Source organism: Eubacterium sp. BIOML-A2 (assembly GCF_009680135.1).
Lineage (GTDB): Bacteria > Bacillota > Clostridia > Lachnospirales > Lachnospiraceae > Faecalicatena > Faecalicatena contortus_B.
In genome coordinates this window covers 51,577-68,871 of sequence record NZ_WKZK01000018.1, presented here as the reverse complement: position 1 = coordinate 68,871, position 17,295 = coordinate 51,577, and the positions used below count along the sequence as shown (strand labels likewise).

General features: G+C 50.9%; 17 protein-coding genes and 1 tRNA gene. 1 reads left to right on the top strand and 17 read right to left on the bottom strand.

All coding sequences use genetic code 11. The annotated features are described in order from the left end of the window. Positions 1-942: 942 nt before the first annotated feature. Together GKG43_RS08800 and GKG43_RS08795 are read right to left on the bottom strand one after the other, a co-directional pair. Entirely contained in the window at positions 943-1,194 is a 252-nt protein-coding gene (locus tag GKG43_RS08800) for a type II toxin-antitoxin system RelE/ParE family toxin (protein ID WP_129879011.1), read from the bottom strand. Continuing rightward, positions 1,178-1,405, bottom strand: a complete 228-nt coding sequence (locus tag GKG43_RS08795) for a hypothetical protein (RefSeq protein WP_129879010.1) — start codon at positions 1,403-1,405, stop codon at positions 1,178-1,180. Before GKG43_RS08795 ends, GKG43_RS08800 begins: the two co-directional genes overlap by 17 nt. Positions 1,406-1,605: 200 nt before the next feature. On the opposite strand from GKG43_RS08795, the gene GKG43_RS08790 reads away from it, so the two are divergent. Next, positions 1,606-1,676 (top strand) — tRNA-Gly (locus GKG43_RS08790). Positions 1,677-1,814: 138 nt separating this feature from the next. On the opposite strand, the gene GKG43_RS08785 is transcribed toward GKG43_RS08790, so the two are convergent. The 15 genes from GKG43_RS08785 to GKG43_RS08715 form a co-directional block, all read right to left on the bottom strand. Continuing rightward, entirely contained in the window at positions 1,815-2,045 is a 231-nt protein-coding gene (locus GKG43_RS08785; RefSeq protein WP_025657116.1) for a hypothetical protein, read from the bottom strand. A 15-nt stretch (positions 2,046-2,060) separates the two neighbouring features. After that, positions 2,061-2,534, bottom strand: coding sequence for a bifunctional precorrin-2 dehydrogenase/sirohydrochlorin ferrochelatase (locus tag GKG43_RS08780; RefSeq protein ID WP_129879009.1), 474 nt, complete (start codon positions 2,532-2,534; stop codon positions 2,061-2,063). A 74-nt stretch (positions 2,535-2,608) separates the two neighbouring features. Beyond that, positions 2,609-3,244 (bottom strand): precorrin-8X methylmutase, encoded by a 636-nt coding sequence (locus tag GKG43_RS08775; protein ID WP_025657114.1) that lies wholly within the window; start codon positions 3,242-3,244, stop codon positions 2,609-2,611. Then, on the bottom strand, positions 3,241-4,293 hold the full coding sequence (locus GKG43_RS08770; protein WP_129879008.1) for a bifunctional adenosylcobinamide kinase/adenosylcobinamide-phosphate guanylyltransferase: 1,053 nt from the start codon (positions 4,291-4,293) through the stop codon (positions 3,241-3,243). Before GKG43_RS08770 ends, GKG43_RS08775 begins: the two co-directional genes overlap by 4 nt. Positions 4,294-4,400: 107 nt before the next feature. Beyond that, positions 4,401-6,017 carry a peptide ABC transporter substrate-binding protein gene (locus tag GKG43_RS08765; RefSeq protein WP_129879007.1) on the bottom strand — a complete coding sequence of 539 codons (1,617 nt, stop codon included), beginning with the start codon at positions 6,015-6,017 and terminating at the stop codon, positions 4,401-4,403. A gap of 10 nt (positions 6,018-6,027) precedes the next feature. Next, on the bottom strand, positions 6,028-7,869 hold the full coding sequence (locus GKG43_RS08760) for an ABC transporter ATP-binding protein (protein WP_129879006.1): 1,842 nt from the start codon (positions 7,867-7,869) through the stop codon (positions 6,028-6,030). A 6-nt stretch (positions 7,870-7,875) separates the two neighbouring features. Continuing rightward, complete coding sequence (locus GKG43_RS08755; protein WP_243125839.1) at positions 7,876-8,757, bottom strand: ABC transporter permease; 882 nt, start codon at positions 8,755-8,757, stop codon at positions 7,876-7,878. Then, positions 8,754-9,674 carry an ABC transporter permease gene (locus GKG43_RS08750; protein WP_129879004.1) on the bottom strand — a complete coding sequence of 307 codons (921 nt, stop codon included), beginning with the start codon at positions 9,672-9,674 and terminating at the stop codon, positions 8,754-8,756. Before GKG43_RS08750 ends, GKG43_RS08755 begins: the two co-directional genes overlap by 4 nt. Positions 9,675-9,862: 188 nt before the next feature. Further along, entirely contained in the window at positions 9,863-11,404 is a 1,542-nt protein-coding gene (gene cobA / locus GKG43_RS08745; RefSeq protein ID WP_129879003.1) for a uroporphyrinogen-III C-methyltransferase, read from the bottom strand. A gap of 1 nt (position 11,405) precedes the next feature. After that, complete coding sequence (gene hemC / locus GKG43_RS08740; protein WP_129879002.1) at positions 11,406-12,287, bottom strand: hydroxymethylbilane synthase; 882 nt, start codon at positions 12,285-12,287, stop codon at positions 11,406-11,408. Further along, the gene (locus GKG43_RS08735; protein ID WP_129879001.1) at positions 12,284-13,804 is read right to left on the bottom strand and encodes a cobyric acid synthase; all 1,521 of its coding nucleotides are present in this window, start codon (positions 13,802-13,804) and stop codon (positions 12,284-12,286) included. Before GKG43_RS08735 ends, hemC begins: the two co-directional genes overlap by 4 nt. Next, positions 13,792-14,877, bottom strand: coding sequence for a histidinol-phosphate transaminase (locus GKG43_RS08730; RefSeq protein ID WP_129879000.1), 1,086 nt, complete (start codon positions 14,875-14,877; stop codon positions 13,792-13,794). The genes GKG43_RS08735 and GKG43_RS08730 overlap by 13 nt, the downstream gene beginning before the upstream one ends. Before the next feature lie 26 nt (positions 14,878-14,903). Continuing rightward, positions 14,904-15,872: an adenosylcobinamide-phosphate synthase CbiB gene (gene cbiB / locus GKG43_RS08725; RefSeq protein ID WP_129878999.1), complete on the bottom strand. Its 969-nt coding sequence runs from the start codon at positions 15,870-15,872 to the stop codon at positions 14,904-14,906. Continuing rightward, positions 15,869-16,468: a histidine phosphatase family protein gene (locus GKG43_RS08720; RefSeq protein WP_129878998.1), complete on the bottom strand. Its 600-nt coding sequence runs from the start codon at positions 16,466-16,468 to the stop codon at positions 15,869-15,871. Before GKG43_RS08720 ends, cbiB begins: the two co-directional genes overlap by 4 nt. Continuing rightward, positions 16,459-17,226, bottom strand: a complete 768-nt coding sequence (locus GKG43_RS08715; RefSeq protein ID WP_129878997.1) for an adenosylcobinamide-GDP ribazoletransferase — start codon at positions 17,224-17,226, stop codon at positions 16,459-16,461. The genes GKG43_RS08720 and GKG43_RS08715 overlap by 10 nt, the downstream gene beginning before the upstream one ends. Between the last annotated feature and the right edge of the window lie 69 nt (positions 17,227-17,295).

The following is a 17,295-nucleotide window of genomic DNA, read 5'->3' as shown; positions in this document are numbered from 1 at the left end:
TTGCATCCAAACGGTAGTTAAGAGCTCATTCCCCAGAGGGGCCCTCGTACGGTAGCAACGGATGGAACAGAATTGGTAATTCGTTTATATAAGTATAAGTGTTAGATCGCCTTGTTACCCGTAAATATACTGGATTTAAAAATAGGAACGAGTCTTTGCCTACCGGTCGGATGAACCAGCCAAGCGGACTGTAAGCGGCAAGCCCTCCGGCCTCCCTGTCATAAAGCTGGCTCATCCAATCGGCAGGAAAGCTCGCCAACCGGGTGGGATCCCCGACCAGGGCAGCGGATGTGGATTGGCTATGCGTATTTTTTCATCTTCAAGATGTGTATTGAATTATTTTGATACTGGAACCGTATCCCATTGCTTATGTACACCTACTGGATATATATAAGTCCCGCCAATTCAATACCATACGCTGCCCCCGTTTGAGGCCCCACCTTAGGAACGAGTCCTTTTCCTGCCGGTTGGATGCGCCAGCTCCAAGAAGGGATAGCTGAAAGCCTCCCGGAAAACATCCATGTCCTTTCAAAAACGCTCAAAGCGGACCTTAGAAATTCTTGGTGGGAAACAGCCCGGAAAATGGAGAGATTTTTGGATTCCGAATCCAAAAATCAGCTGACCCAGCGCGAGAAATCATCGGATTTCTCGTGATGTGTCAGTGGTGCTCCATTTTCAGGGCTGTTTCCCGCCTAGAATTTCTTAGGTCCGCGGCCGCGTTTTTGAAAGAACATGGATGTTCTCCGGGAGGTTTTCGGCTATCCCTTTATGGAGCGTCCCCCATCCGCGCCGAGACTAAAGCTCGTCGCTAAATCCCGATTTTATAAAGGCCTCACGTGAAAGTATGTTATCTATATAACATCTTTACCAATTTAACAGTTAATGAAAGAGTGCATCGCTCCATTGAAAACAGAATAGGCTTTGCACTCTTTTTTTTTGTGATTAGTATCTTTTATAAATATCACCGCGATTACCTACGTCAACGATGCAGATTTTATATATACCGTTGTCTATTGTATAGATAACTCTGTAATCGCCTACGCGTATTCGATAAAATCCTTTGTGTCCCGACAGAGCTTTTACATCCCCATTTGGCAGATTATATATTGCTTTATAGATTAATTCCCTTTTATCTTTTTGTTGCTTTAGAATAAACTTTTGGGCTTTTTTGTCAATATCAATTTTGTAAGTCATCAATCGATATCCCCGCCTCTCTTAAAGCATCCTCAAAAGGGATTGTCTCATGATCGTCGGCTTTTATATACTGCTCTGCTAAACGCTCACAAAACATCTCATCCTCTATATCATCGTCAATTTGTATACCTTTTAATATATAGAGTATTTTACTGACTTTGTAATCTGGTAAAGCGTCTATGATCTGTTTTGCCATGTCTTTGTCACTCATGCTATCACATCCTTTTTTTGATATACATAATATTATTACTATATGTATTATAACATATATGAGAATGTAAAGTCTATTCAAAGATCAATGTACTTTTTGGTGGATATGCGTGAATAAGATGGAATTATTATAGAGGAAACGGAGAAATTAAAAAACATCTTGATTTTGTAAATGAAACGCTGTATAATAATTTTTGTGATGCAGATATAGTTCATTGGTAGAATGCCAGCTTCCCAAGCTGGAGAGGCGGGTTCGATTCCCGTTATCTGCTTTTTTATTAACTGGCAAACTTTAATACAATTACGTGGCAGCAAAAACGGTGCATTTCCTTTTGAAAAGGTGTGTGCTGTTTTTTTCTATTCAATGCAACCGGCAAAATTGTCTTTTCTTCCTTTTCCTGCCCCATACTCTACTCGTCAAACTCCAATACAGCCACATGGAACCGCGGAGTCTCTTTTATCTCCACGACTGTTCCTGTTCTTGTCTTCAATCGTTCCGCATTTTTGAAGTTTCCGCTCATGCCGAGTGCGTGTTCGATTGTATAAAAATAAGATGTTGGAAGCTTTCCCTCCGTTACCTCGAGGGTCTGGCCTATACGAAATGCCTCTATGTTTTCAATCGTGAATTCCATGGTTCTCATTACTTATCCTTCTTTCTATAACTCCATTTTTTTCTCCAGCTCTTCCCGGAACTTCTTCACCTTTCCCGGATCGCTTCCACCGGAATTGATCCCGATTACAATTTCATCTTTCTGGATCACCGACGGGAAATAAAAATCGCAGAGACTCCTGTCGTCTGCTACGCTGAGCAGTATTCTTCTGCCGCAGGAACGCTCAAGTTCTCTGCATTCCCTGGCAATATTGTGATTCAGCACACTGTCATTGGTTGCAGCAAGGACCAGGTCGGCGCCACTGATATCGCCGGCTTTGTACATGCGGCGTTCGCAGCGGATCTTCTGCTCTGCCGCAAGGTTTTCCATAGCTTCAGATAATTCTGGCGCTATGACTGTTATGTCCGACGCAAAACGGGTGAGCACTGCAGCCCGCCTGGCCGCAATTTTTCCCCCGCCTGCAATGATGATCTTTTTCTCTGACAGATCCACAAATAATGGGAAATATGCTTTTTCCATTTTTACCCCCACCTGCACGCTGCGGTGCGCACTTATTTCAATTATTGAATATACCGTTTTATTCTAACCAACTGTCAGTCCAGCATATACAGCAGTGCATTGCATATACATGCTGCGATGTTGCTTCCGCCCTTTCTGCCCCTGGCTACAATGGACGGAGTTTCCTCCAGCGCAAGTATCAGTTCTTTGGACTGCACTACGTTCACGAACCCGACCGGCACTGCAATGATCAGCTCCGGATTCAGCCTCTTTTCCTGAACCATCTCATAAAGATGTACCAGCGCAGTGGGAGCATTGCCTATGGCAAAAATCAGCTTTTCATCGAGAGCTGCGGCTTTTTCCATACTTGCCGTAGCTCGGGTAGTGCCATTCTCCTTTGCAGACCTTGCAACATCCTCATCTGCCATAAAGCAGTAGACTTTCCCCCCATATTTTTCCAGTCTCTTTTTATTGATTCCCGCTTTTCCCATCTGGGTATCTGTAACGATGGATGCCCCATTTTTCAAGGCTTCCAGCGCACGATCCACGGCGCCGTCCGAAAATACCAGATTCTTTGCGTAATCAAAATCTGCACTTGTATGGATACATCGCTTTACAATCTGTTCCGTTCCCGGAATCAAGGGTGTATCTCCCAGCTCTTCCGTTATAATTTCAAAACTTCTTGCCTCAATTTCTCCGGGCAGTACCTTTTCCAGATTTATATGATTCATGCCTGTTTATCTCCTTTCAGCGGAACTCCGATCCCACATATGACCCGGTCTACTCTGGATGCCAGTGCAGCCAGTTCCGTGCAGATGCGTCCCGTTTTTTCTCTGTATTCTCTTTCAAATGCATCGACGGGGACCAGACCGTATCCGATCTCCCGTGACACAACTACCAGCCCCGGGCTGCGCTCTGCGATGGAATGTACCAGACCGTCCAGATTGTCCCCTTTTTTCATTCTTCTTTTTATATACTCTTCAAAATGGAAAATACCGCCGCAAGTGTACAGCGCCTCCTCAGGGCAGTCTGCACCGTCCGCCCATTGTATGTTTCCATAGGTCTGCTCTGCAAATTTACGTTTTCCCTGAAAAGCTCCGCCAATCACCATTTTTAAGGATACGGAGGACGTATTCTTCTGCTTTTTGGTTCCTTTCTGCATGACATTTTCCTCCTGTTCCCTGCGGGCCGGATTCTGTCCTTTTACAAAGACTGGCATCCCATACACTACTTCCACCACTCCATCTGCTGTTGCTGCCATTCCCCGGTTAATCTCCGCAAGCATTTTCTTATACAGTGCCATCTCGCTGGTATCCTCAGTTGATTCCGAACAAATTTCATTTGTCACTACAACCAGATGACGGCAGCGATTCTTCAACATTTCAATTCCTGCAAGCACACTTGCCACCGCATCATTACCGGCTCCTCCAGGTTCATACATCTCGTTCGCCACCAGATTAGACATGCATTCGAGCAGGACGCAGGGCTTTCCCTGACTTTTCAAAGAATCTGAAGCATCTTCATACAGCTGCCCTCCTTTTTCGGTCAGCGCACCCAGCCCCGTATAGCACTCTATTGTGGAAAATCCTTTGTACATGCGCATGTCACGGTGGCGCCGAATCTTGCTCCTGGTTTCCTCCCCGTAAGGAACCATCGTCGCAATATAGAGCAGGCTGCCTGCGGGGTGATCTGACCCGGGCACGTGATAATTCCGGCAGATCAAATCTTCTGCAAAGGCCGACTTTCCGCTGCCGCTGCCTCCTGTTACTACATAAAACATCCCCCTCCCCCTTTCCTGCACTGTCTTGTAAAAGTTCAGGCAGACCTGAACTTTTACGATGTATCACTTTTCTACTGTATGAACTGTTTATACTTTCTTGATTCTTCTTATTTCTCAATATCTGCATACCGGTATTCCAATGCCCCCGTAGCCGGAATCTGTGTCACCCCGGTGATCTCCGGGCGGATAAGATTACAGCTCTTCATGGAAAACAACGGGATGATATAGAACTCTTCTCCTACTGCCAGCTGCTCTGCTTCATGCATCAGAGACGCCCGCTTCTGAGGATCTGTCTCCGTGTCGGACTGTGCAACCAGACTGTCATATCTTTCATCCTGAATGCCGCTGCAGTTATAGGTTCCGTTAGAAAGCAGCATGGACAGATACGTATAGGGATCCGCAAAATCCGCTGTCCAGTTCATTCTGCACAGGTCAAAATTGCCCGCACGGCGTTCTGTATAGTTTACCTGCAATTCCTGGGCATTGAGTTCAATATCAATGTTCAGGTTCTTTTTCAGCTGCTCTTTGAAAACCTGGGCCGTATCGGAATCCATTTCCAGTGACGGATAGTTATAAGTCAGCGTCGGAAATCCCTCTCCATCCGGGTACCCGGCCTCTGCCAGCAGTTTCCTGGCCTCTTCCACATTTTCTTCGAAGGGAGGTTCTGCACCGTCCACAAAATATTCACCGGTGGTTTTATCCTTCATATACTTTGCGATAAAATTCACGGTAGGCTCTGTGTCTTCGCCCACGATCTGGCAGAGCTCCTCCCGGTTAATGGCGAGATTGATCGCCTTTCTCACCCGCACATCGTCCAGCGGCTTTACATTCAGGTTCGGGTAGATATACCTGGTGGCAATCGTATCGGTAATCACCAGATCATCTTTTCCATCATACAGTTCCATAACAGAGGACTGGAGGGACGGGGCAACGTCTACCTCGCCGGTCTCATACGCATTTGCCATTGACTGCGTGTCATCGAAGAAACGGTAGGTGATTTTATCCAGCTTCACCTGTTCTGCATTCCAATATTTGGGATTCTTTTCCAGGACAAAATACTGCTCCGGCACATATTCTGTGAGATAAAACGGGCCGTTGGATACGCTGGTTGCCGGACTCTTGTCCCACCCGCTGTCCACTGAATCCGCATATTTCGTGCAGGACGGCGTATAGACCGGAAGCCGCAGCAAATCCAAAAAGTATACACAGGGCTTCTCCAGTGTAAAGATCAGGGTATTGTCATCCGGAGTTTCCACTCCCAGGCTGTCCACGTCCGCTTCTCCGTTGTAAATGGCTTCTGCATTTTTTATAGGGAACAGGTAATTGGCATATCCATTACCGCTTTTCGGATCCAGAGATCTGACCATCGTGTTCAGAAAATCCGCAGATGTCACCGGGGTTCCGTCAGACCAGGACGCTTCTTTGCGCAGGTGGAAGGTCCAGACCGTGGAATCGTCGTTGACCTCGTAGGATTCTGCCGCCCGGTATTCAATCTCGCCCTGGGCATTATAGGTCAGCAGCTCGTCCAGTGCGGACACGGAATATGCCAGATAAGTCAGAGCAATCATCCCCGCCGGATCCAGTCCCCCAGTCTCACTGTTCGTAGCCACCACGATTTCCTTACTTTCTTTTGCTTTCTCAGGTTCCTCCTTGCTGCCACATCCGCTCAGTACAAATGTGGCTAGTAAAGACAGGGACACAATAACACTCAGTATTTTTTTCATGCTTTTCTCCTTATATTTGTGAAGTCATCTTGTAATCACCGCTTCTTCTTCCCGTATATTCCACCGAATACAGGAAACAGGCTACCTTCCTGTCACCAAAACAGTACGTTTTTGGCCGGCCTGTATGGCAGCACTCCATCGCATATCCGCAGCGAGGTGCAAACGGGCAGCCTCCTGCACTCTCTGCCTTCTGTCCTGGTTCTCCTGCTGCCGCCATCCCCCGGCGCTTCCTGGCTGTCCGCGGATCTGGGGTCAGTATCGCCGACAGAAGAGCTTTCGTGTAAGGATGCCAGGGATCTTCGTAGATGGATTGTGTCGCCCCGGATTCCACAATACTTCCGGCGTACATAACCCCTATCCTCTGGCTGATTCTTTTTACCACGTTCAAATCATGGGATATAAACAGATAGGAAACCTGGGTTTCTCTCTGAATCTTTTCCAGCAGTTCCAGTATCCGTTCCTGAATCGAAACATCCAGCGCCGAAACCGGCTCATCGCAGACGATCAGCTCAGGTCTTAGCATCAATGCCCTTGCGATCCCGATTCGCTGACGCTGTCCCCCGGAAAAAGCCCGCGGATATTTTCCTGCGTCATCCGGATTCAGCCCGGCCAGTTCCATGATATCCGCTACCTTTTCTTTTCTCTCATCCGGAGGATCCGCCGTGTTCAAAAGCAGCGGTTCCTCCAGTGTCTCCCGGACTGTCATCCTTGGATTCAGCGACGCATAAGGATCTTGAAACACCATCTGGATCTGGCGGCACATCCCCTCCAGCTCTTTTCCCCGGTAAATTACCTTGCCCTCCGAAGGAGCATGTACCCCGGTTATCATTTTAGCGACCGTTGTTTTCCCGCACCCGCTCTCTCCGACTAGGCCGTAGGTCTCTCCCTTATCAATCTCAAAGGAGACGTCGCGCACGGCCTCTGGCTGATTCCCTTTTACCTGTCCTCCCCCTCCGGAATAGGATTTCGTCACATGCTTCAGTGTGAGCAGCGGCTCGGAGGATATTTTTTTCTTTGTCAAAGCGCTGAGGCCGTTGGCCCGCTCAATGAGCAGACGTGTGTATTCTTCCCGGGGATCATAAAAGATTTCCTCTACGGTACCCTCCTCTACCATTTTTCCGTTCTTCATAACCAGAACACGGCGGCACACCGATGCGATTACGCCAAGATCATGGCTCACCAGCAGAACCGCGGTCTCCGTCTCCTCGGCGATCCGGGCCAGCAGTTTAAGAATCTGCCCCTGAACCGTCACATCCAGCGCCGTGGTAGGCTCATCGGCTATCAGAAGCTTCGGAGCACATGCCAGTGCTATGGCGATAGCCGCCCGTTGGCGCATCCCCCCTGACATCTCGAAAGGATACTTATCCAGGCACTCTCTCGGCCGCCGCAGCCCTGCCATATCCAGCAGTTCCTCGGCTCTTTGCTTCGCCTGCGCACGGGTACAGCTTTTATTGTGCGCGCGCAACGCTTCTGTGATCTGCCTTCCGATCTTTACCGTGGGATTCAGATAGGACAGCGGATCCTGGAACACCATAGCAATCTGGCTGCCGCGGATCTGCTGCATCTTTTTCTCATAGGCTTTTTGTTCCTGTTTCCTGGGCCTGCCTTCCCGGTAAGGAGGAGGCGCGATCTCTTCCCCGTTCAGGAGCATTTTTTGGCACATCACCTCTGCGCGCTCGGGAAGCAGCCCCAGAACTGCCTGCATAGCCGTACTCTTCCCCGAGCCCGACTCTCCGACAATCCCCACGATCTCTCCCGGGCCGATCTCAAAGCTGAGACTGCTCACGGCCTCGCCATTTGCATGTCTATCATGAAATTGTACGCTCAAATCCTGTACACTCAATACATTCATTTGCAGTTAACCTTCCTCTTCCAGGCGGGACGCTCTCTCAAGCCCTGCCCCGATCAAATTTACAGATAATATCAAAATACACAGCACCGCAATCGGATAAAACATCTGGGACGGATAGACCTGCATCTGGCTCCTGGCATCCTGTATTAATGTGCCCAGGCTCGCTACCGGCGCAGCTATGCCCACGCCCACAAAGCTGAGGAACGCCTCCGTAAATATCGCCTTCGGTATCTGAAAAGTGATGTTCACGATCACCGGCCCTGCCGCATTCGGCAGCAAATGCTTCCTCAGAACTCTTACGGTTCCAGCTCCCGCCATCCTGGCCGCAACACAGAATTCCCGTTCTTTCAGCCGCATGACCTCGCCTCGAACAATCCGGGCCAGGTCAATCCAGCCGGATATGCAGATGCCGAGCAGGATACTGCCCACATTTGCTCCCAGAACAAGCATAATGAGTATGACATACAATAGGGAGGGGATGGCGTCAATGATATCTGCAAGCCTCATCATGAGCATGTCCGTTTTCTGACCTGCATATCCGGCGATGCTCCCGTAGAGGATACCGATTACACCGCAGAACAGAGCGCTGCCAGCCCCCACAAGCAGGCTGATTCTGGTGCCGTACCACACTCTGACGAAGAGATCCCTGCCGAATTTGTCTGTCCCAAAGAGATGCTGCAGGGACGAACCGGCGTTTTGAATCTCCACATTCTGTGTTTCATAGGAATAGGGTGACAGCGCAGGTACCAGAAGAGCCAGCAGAATAAGAGCAGCCAGCAGAATACCGCCTGTCAGCACATAGGGATTTAACTTTTTTTTGAAACCTGCAGGAGAATTGTCCGGCTGACAGACACTTAAGGACTGTCTCTGGTAAATCGTCTTTTTCATCGGCAGGCCCTCCTTACACGTGGATCCAGCCATGCACACAGCAGATCCGTAAGCAGATTGATGCCGATCACCACGATTCCCATAAATACGGTCAGACCCATGATCAGCGTGTAATCCCGGTTTCCTATGGAATTCACGAATTCCCGTCCCAGTCCCGGTATGGTAAATATACTCTCAACCACAAAGCTTCCGGTCAGCAAAAATGCCGCTGCAGGACCGATATAATTCAACACCGGAATCCAGGCGTTTTTCAATATATGGGTAAGCGCCGTCCTGCCCGGCTTCAAACCTTTCGCCCTGGCCAGCACGACATAGTCCTTCTGCATCTCCTCCCGGAATGTATTCTGCATCATCCGGGCAATAACCGCCGTCGGATATACTGCCAGCGAGATCACAGGCAGTATATAATTCTCCGGGCCGGTCAGGCCTGCAATAGGAAGGAGTTTCAGCTTCACCCCGAAGAAAAACATCAGAAGCAGGGCTATGACAAAGTTGGGGATACCGGTTCCAAGTATGGCCCCCAGGAATATTCCTCCTTTCACGGCCTTTCTGTCCGAAGATGCCTGCCAGATGCCAAGCAGTGTTCCGAACACCACAGCCGCCAGGATTGCCAGACCTCCAAGGGCCGCTGTCATAGGCCAGGCACGGCGGATCACTTCCACCACAGTCACTCCCGGCTTCTTATAGGAGACACCCAGGTCTCCCTGAAGAAGATTGCCCAGATACAGCCTGTACTGTTCCGTCATGGGCTTGTCCAGACCGTACTCCTCCTCCATGGATTTCAGAACATCACCGGACACATTTCCGCTTTGAAACGGGCTTCCCGGCATCAGGCGGGTCAGAAAAAACGCGGCTGTTACCAGTACGAAAAGAGAAAGGATACCGATAAATATCCGTTTGCCTGTATATTTCAGCATTTGAACTTCCTCCTTTCGTACTGTGCGTTACTATGCACGGCCTATAGGCCGTGCATAGTAACGGCATCTGGCTCATTTAAAGTCGCCTGTGGCGAGGAGCCAGATGCCCGGCTCCATCACTTTATTGGCTCGGATGCCGTGCAACGTGGTGCACGGCCCCGTGAATAGTAACTACTGTGCTTCCGGGTTTACAACTCTTTCGAAGCCAATTCTTCTATCAGCAGATCTGTCAGGCTGTCTATGGAAGCCTTCTCGGAAACCCGGATCTGCATGTGGTATTTTGCTGCCTCGGCTGCGGTCTGTTCTCCAATACAGACTGCCAGTAAACTGCTGTAGTCCTTAAGCTTCATGGCATTTACAAAACCGCGGACCGTGGACGCGCTTGTGAATGTAACTGCATCAATCCCACCCTCTTCAAAGAGGCCGGTGATTTTCTCCCGGATATGGCTGTGCGTCTTATAAACCGTCTCATAAAGCGCAATATCTTCTGCCTCAAGTCCTGCCTCCCTTAACGGCGGAAGCAGTTCCTCGGAACCAATCTTAGCCCGGACTATAGTCACACAGCTTCCCGGTTCTGCCGCTTCTGCCAGTGCCTTCCCCAGACTGGCGGCACAGTAGACCTCCGGCACCAGATCCGGGAACAGGCCATATCCCTGAAGCGCCTTTTCGGTAGCGCTTCCAATCGCAGCAAGCTTGATCGCTGCCGGCCTGCCAAACAGGCTGCGCAAATCTGTTTTCATTTCAGCCAGCTGTCCGAAAAAGACCTCTACCCCGATGGGGCTTGTAAACACAAGCCATTCTTCTTTGGCACGGGTTCCGAACCTTTCCAGCGCCTCCTTCAGAACCGGATTGGGGGAGAGCGCCTCCGTCACGATCGAGGGCAATTCTATCACCTGTGCTCCCAGTCCGCGCAGCTTTGCCGCCAGCCTGGAGCTGTTCTGCCGGGGCCTCGTGATGAGGATCTGCCTGCCCCCCAGCACCCGGTCTTCCGCCCAATGGAACGTATCTGCCAGACCGCAGACTTCGCCCACCAGAATAATGGCCGGGGTGCCGATTCCTGCTTCTTTTGCTGCTTTTGGCAGCCCTGACACAGTGGAGACTACCCGCCGCTGGGCAGCGAGTGTTCCTTTTTCCAGTACGGCCGCAGGCATATTTTCGTTCATCCCCGCGTCCATAAGACCTTTTAGGATGGTCTCCATGGAAGCAATTCCCATCAGAAATACGAGTGTCCCCCCGAGCCCCACGAGGGAAGGATAATCAATTCTGCTGGTTCCATCCTTTCTCGGATGTCCTGTAATCACATGGAAGGAGGAAGTATAATCTCTGTGGGTAATCGGAATCCCCGCATAGGCAGGTACTGCTGCTGCAGAAGTCACGCCGGGGACTACCTCAAAAGGAATCCCGTTTTCTTTCAGCAGCTCCAGCTCTTCGCCGCCCCGCCCGAATATAAACGGGTCGCCGCCTTTCAGCCGCAGCACCTTTTTCCCTTTTTGGGCCTCCTCCAGCAGAATTTCATTGATCCCCTCCTGGGGGACCAGGTGGTGTCCGGACCGCTTTCCCACATGGATCAGTTCCGTTCCATCCGGAATCTGGCTCAGAATCTCTGCGCTGATCAGCGCATCATATACGATAACATCCGCCTCTTCCAGCAGCTGTTTCGTCCTTACGGTCAGAAGTCCCGCATCCCCCGGGCCGGCGCCTGCCAGCCAGACTTTTCCGCTCTTTTCCATCTCAATCCCTCCGTCTCATGTCTTCTGCCAGAGCTGCGCCAAGCTGTCTGGCATCCGCCGTATTACCAATTCTTGTCTCTGTCCAGTAAGTATCATCCTCTTCGCGGTAATACAGACCGGTCAGTTTCAGTTCGCTGCCATTTGCCTCCGCGTGCGCCGCTACCGGTGAAGTGCAGCCGCCGTCCAGGGCTGCTACAAATTCGCGTTCCGCAAGAGCCTCGGACCTGCTCTTAGTGCTCTCCACGCAATCCAGGAAGGAATGGTCTTCCCCTTTCCTGCCCTGAACGGCCAGAATCCCCTGGCCGGCTGCGGGAACCATCTCTTCTGTGCTGAATATCCGTCCGATGACATGCTCCATGTTCAGACGTCTCAGCCCAGCCGCTGCCAGGATCGTTCCGTCATAGCCCTCTTCCTCCAGCTTGCGGAGACGGGTCTGGACATTTCCCCGGATCCCGCGGAAAGTACATCCTGGATACAGTTTACCAAGCTGCAGGCTGCGCCTTCTGCTGGAAGTCCCAATGACGCCGTTTTCCGGAACCCCGCTGCATCCCGGCCTGCAGATCAGCGCATCTCTTGGATCTTCCCGTCTGCTGTATGCGGCAATGGGCAGCTCCTCTGGTATCTCCATGGGCATATCCTTCAGGCTGTGCACAGAGATATCAATACTTCCCTCTAAGAGTGCTTTATCCAGTTCTTTCACAAATAATCCCTTGCCGCCGATCAGTTCCAGGCTTTTATCCAGGATTTTATCACCCGTCGTCTTCATCGTAACCAGTTCGACCTGTATCTCAGGATGATTCTTCTGTATCAGTTCTTTCACTATTTCCGCCTGAATGACGGCCAGCCGGCTCTCCCGGCTTCCTATACGAATGACAGAGCTCATGATGTATGGTTTCCTTTCTCCAAGATCTCATAAATTGCCTTCATATCCATATTTTCCCGGATAATATCAGCCAGCTTATCATACTGTTCTTCCTTGTATACCGCCAAATCCACCGCTTTGACGGCCCCGGCATCCAGTCCTTTCTGCTTCAGCAGCACAGCTGCAACCGCTCCGGCCGCCTCCGGCCGGTCAAAAACGCCGTGCACATAACAGCCGCACACGCTCCCGGCCGCCGCACCGTCCAGCTTAACCGCTTTTCCCTGAACGTCGTCTTCCAACGTAAGGATCGGCTGTTCATCCCCCATAAAACGGGTAGTTCCCATATGGATTTCATAGCCCTCAATTTTTACGCCGTTCAATTCTTCCAGGGCGCCGCTCAGATTCCGGAACTGCCCGCTGACCCTGGTTCTCGTCTTCTGCGGCTCGAATACAGTTTTCACGGGAAGCAGCCCCATCCCCTTTACAGATCCCTGATGTTCCATGCCCTGCGGATCCACGATTTCTTCCCCGAGCATCTGGTAGCCGCCGCAGATGCCGAAGACCAGTTTTCTCGCTGCTCCATGGCGGATCACTTTAGCCTCCAGCCCGTTCTGGCGCATCCACAGCAGATCTTCGATGGTATTCTTGCTGCCCGGCACGATCACGGCGTCCGGGCTGCCGAATTCTCCCGCAGAGGTTACATATCTCACCGAAACGCCCTCTATGCATTCCAACGCCAGGAAATCCGTAAAATTCGAGATACGGGGAGTACGGATCACCGCGATATCCAGTATCCCCACGGTTCCCTTTTTATCAAATCGTTCCGTCAGGCTGTCCTCATCGTCAATGTCCAGGTAAAAATAGGGAATCACCCCCTGCACCGGCACCTTTGTCTTTTCCTCCAGCATATCCAGGCCGGGGCGCAGAATTTCCTTGTCCCCCCGGAACTTATTGATCACGGTGCCTTTGATCCGATCCCGCTCCTCCTTGTCCAGAAGCTCCAGTGTTCCCACGATCTGTGCAAACACACCGCCCCTGTCAATATCCCCGACAAGCAGCACCGGCGCATCCACCAGCTTTGCCATTCCCATGTTTACGATATCATCGTCCTTCAGGTTGATCTCCGCCGGGCTTCCCGCGCCTTCGATCACAATGATATCATATTGTTCCTCCAGCTTGTGATATGCCTCCAAAATAGCCGGAATATACTCTTTTTTATGGCGGTAGTACTCTGCCGCAGACATCACACCGGTTACCTCACCGTTTACAATCACCTGGGAGCCCGTGTCATTGGTCGGTTTCAGAAGAATCGGGTTCATCTCCACGCAGGGCTCTATCCCTGCAGCTTCCGCCTGCATGACCTGTGCTCTGCCCATCTCCAGGCCTTCCTTTGTAATATAGGAGTTCAGCGCCATGTTCTGTGATTTAAAAGGGGCCGTTTTGTACCCGTCCTGCCGAAAAACTCTGCAAAGCCCTCCCACCAGTATGCTTTTTCCTGCATTAGACATTGTTCCCTGGATCATAATTACCTTTGCCACTGTTCTCCCATCCTTTCTGCATCCCGTATTTCTTTCTGCCCGCAGACCTCTTCCAGCGCGCGGATCAGCAGGCGGTTCTCCTCCCTGCCTTTCACGGCCACCCTGTAATATCCCTGTTTCAATCCTTCGTAATTGCTGCAGTCCCTGATCAGTATCTTTTTTTCTTTCAGAAGTGTAAATAAGTCATAACTGCTTTTCAGAAGCATATAATTTGCTGAGGACGGAAAATACCTGACTCCTATTCTTTCAAATTCTTTTTCCATCATTTTCCGTTCCTCACTCACAAAAGCTCTGGTAGTTTTTACCCGTTCTTCCTCCTTCAGAGCCGCAATTCCCGCCGCCTGGGCCGGAGCCGACACGCTCCAAGGCTGTCTCACCCGTTCCAGTTTTTCCATAAGTTCCTCATCCGAACAGATTCCGTATCCCAGACGCAGTCCCGGCATGGCATGCATCTTTGTAAATGCGCGGAGCAGAAAAAGCTTGCGGTACTTCCGTACTTTTTCGGGAGCGAACACCAGTTCCTGATTATCCAGAAATTCGTAAAAGCATTCATCCAGTATCATCCGGATTCCCAGCCTCTCACATTTTTCTGCAATCTTCTCCAGCAGATCCGGCTCTATCATATTGCCTGTTGGATTATCCGGTGCGCAGAGAAAAATCAGATCCACATCCTCTGTCAGCATATCAAGATACTCCTCTCCAAGCCGGAAACTCTCTTCCTCCCTGAGATAATAATATCTGACCCCGCAGCCCGACGCGGCAAGCGCCTGCGCATATTCCGCAAAAGAAGGCGCTGTCAGCACGGCCTGTTTCGGCCTTTCGGCGGAAACGAGAGAGAAGATCAGATCCGCAGCCCCGTTCCCGAATACCAGCCTCTCCCCGGACACTCCCAGCTGCTTTGCCAGCGCCTCCCTGAGTGCCCGGCACCTGCTGTCAGGATAAGCCCCGACCGAATCCATCGCCCGGCATGCTGCCTCCTTCACCGCCGTACTCGGGCCGAAGGGATTGATATTTGCGGAAAAGTCGGTCATTCCTCTGTATGTATAAATATCCCCGCCATGTATGTAATCCATGGGAACCTCCTTAAATAATATATCGTTTAGAACCAAAACAGGATCAGCAGAACCTTTACTGCGCCTGCCAGAAGAAATGTAAGAACCGCAGTCCCATAGAGCAGTCTGCCCGCTCTCACAATATCCTCCGCCTCCACAGGCCTGAGTGCATCCCCGATGTGTTTTTTCTTATACAGCTTTCCGAAATAACATGCATCCCCTGCCAGCTGTATCCGGAGCGCCCCTGCACACACAGCTTCTGTCTGGGCGGAATTCGGGCTGGCATGGTTCATACGGTCCCTCCGGTAGATCCGCCAGGCATTCTTTCCATCCATCCCCAGCATATATGCGGCCGCCGTCATCAGCCAGGCGGACAGCCTTGCCGGGATATAGTTCAGCACATCATCCAGCTTTGCAGCAGTCCTTCCCAGGTACAAATATTTTTCATCTTTATAACCGATCATAGAGTCCATCGTGTTGACCGCCTTATAGAAAAATCCAAGGGGCGCACCCCCGATCATCATAAAGATCAAGGGGGCTGTCACTCCGTCGGAAGTATTCTCCGCTACGGTCTCCACTGCTGCCTTAACTACGCCCGCCTCATCCAGCTGATCCGTATCTCTTCCCACGATCATGGACACGGCTTTGCGGGCTCCCGGAAGGTCTCCTTTTTTGATCTCATCGTATACCTTCCGGCTCTCCTGCTTTAAGGACTTCGCCGCCAGAAGCTGATAGCACCAGAAACTCTCCAATACGAACCGCAGCGCCGGATGAATCCGCCCTGCGGCATACAACAGGATGCATGGTACGATAACGGATACCGCAATCACAAGGATACAGATCACTGTTCCTGCCCAGAGCAATTTTTTTTCATTCCTCCCGCACAGGACGCGCGCCTTTTTTTCCAGCCATGCAATTAAGGCCCCAATCAGCCTCACCGGATGATAAAGCCACACCGGATCTCCGCATATAAAATCTAATATAAATCCTGTCCCACAGGCGATCAGTGACATCATAACTTCTCAATCTCCCCGCTTACTCTGCTGCCTTGGCGCCAGGCTTCTTCATCCAGCGCCACCCGGTATCCTCCGCCGTTTTCCGGCTGCCAATGATAGAACTCCCTTTTCTCTTTATCAATGCAGGACAGTACCGCCATAATCGTGCCGCCGTGTACGACCATGGCCGCCTTTTTCACCTCTTCCGAGATCAGCCGGTCCACGCATTCGTAAAATCCCTCCACACAGCGCTGTCTGAACAGCTTCGGGTCCTCCCCCTCAGGGAAGGGTATGGTTCCATTGGAATCCAGCCATTCCTGATAAGCCGGAATCTCTTTTAGTTCTTCATAGCGTTTCATTTCAAAAAGCCCAAAGTCACATTCCCGCATTTTTTCACAGAGAACAGGGGTTTTATCCGGAAATATACAGGCTGCCGTCTGGATGCATCTTTTCATGGGGCTTATGATTACCTGCTCCACATCCCGGCATGAGTCCTGCCTTTCCCTGATGAGCTGTTCCCTTCCCTTCAGGTCTGCCAGCGGCTCGTCGGTTCTTCCTATATATCTTTTCTCAACATTTCCCGGTGTCTGGAAATGCCGGATCATGATTATCTCCATCCAATCCCTCCTGCCAAAACAATCACGGTAAGCATGGCCAGTTCACAGAGCTGCAGGAAGTACCCCGCCAGATCTCCGGTTATGCCTCCGAATTGTTTTTTACATGTATGCCTGTAGTATAGAAATACCAATACCGCTGCCGCCAGAGCTGCCGTTCCCAGCACAGGGCTCAGGATCAGCATCAGCGCGCCAGCCGCAAGTAAACACAGGCTTGTCGCTGCTCGCACGGTCTTTTTCTGGGCCCCATCCTGGAATGTCCTCGCCAGCCCGCTGTTGCGCGCCGCCGGAAAGGTTACGACAGAGAATCCGCTCATAGAGCGGGAAATCACGTATCCGCATGCGATCACCGGCAGCATATCTTTCGTTACTTCACTCCATATCGCGGCATTCCATAGGAAATAACAGCACATGCCGAGAATCGCAAACGCCCCGGAATTAGAGTCCTTCAGAATGGCAAGCTTTTTCTCCCTGTCACCGTAGGAGCTGAGCGCATCCATGGTGTCCATAAAACCGTCCATGTGGATGCCTCCGGTCACCAGAACGGGCAGCAGCGTCATTGCCGCCGCAAACAGAAACGTACCTGTGCCGAAGTCCAGCAGGAGTCCGCCCACTATGACTTCCAAAACGCCAAGCACGCCCCCGACTACCGGGAAAAAACACATCGCATACTTCATATTTTTTTCGTTCCAGTCCACCCGCGGCATTGGAATTTTAGAATACATGGAAAATGCAATCGCGCAGGATTTCAGCAGATACATAAGGTTCCTCTTTTCTTTCTCAGATTACTCCCGATAACATCACTGCCCTGTCTTAGAGTGTGTCTCCGG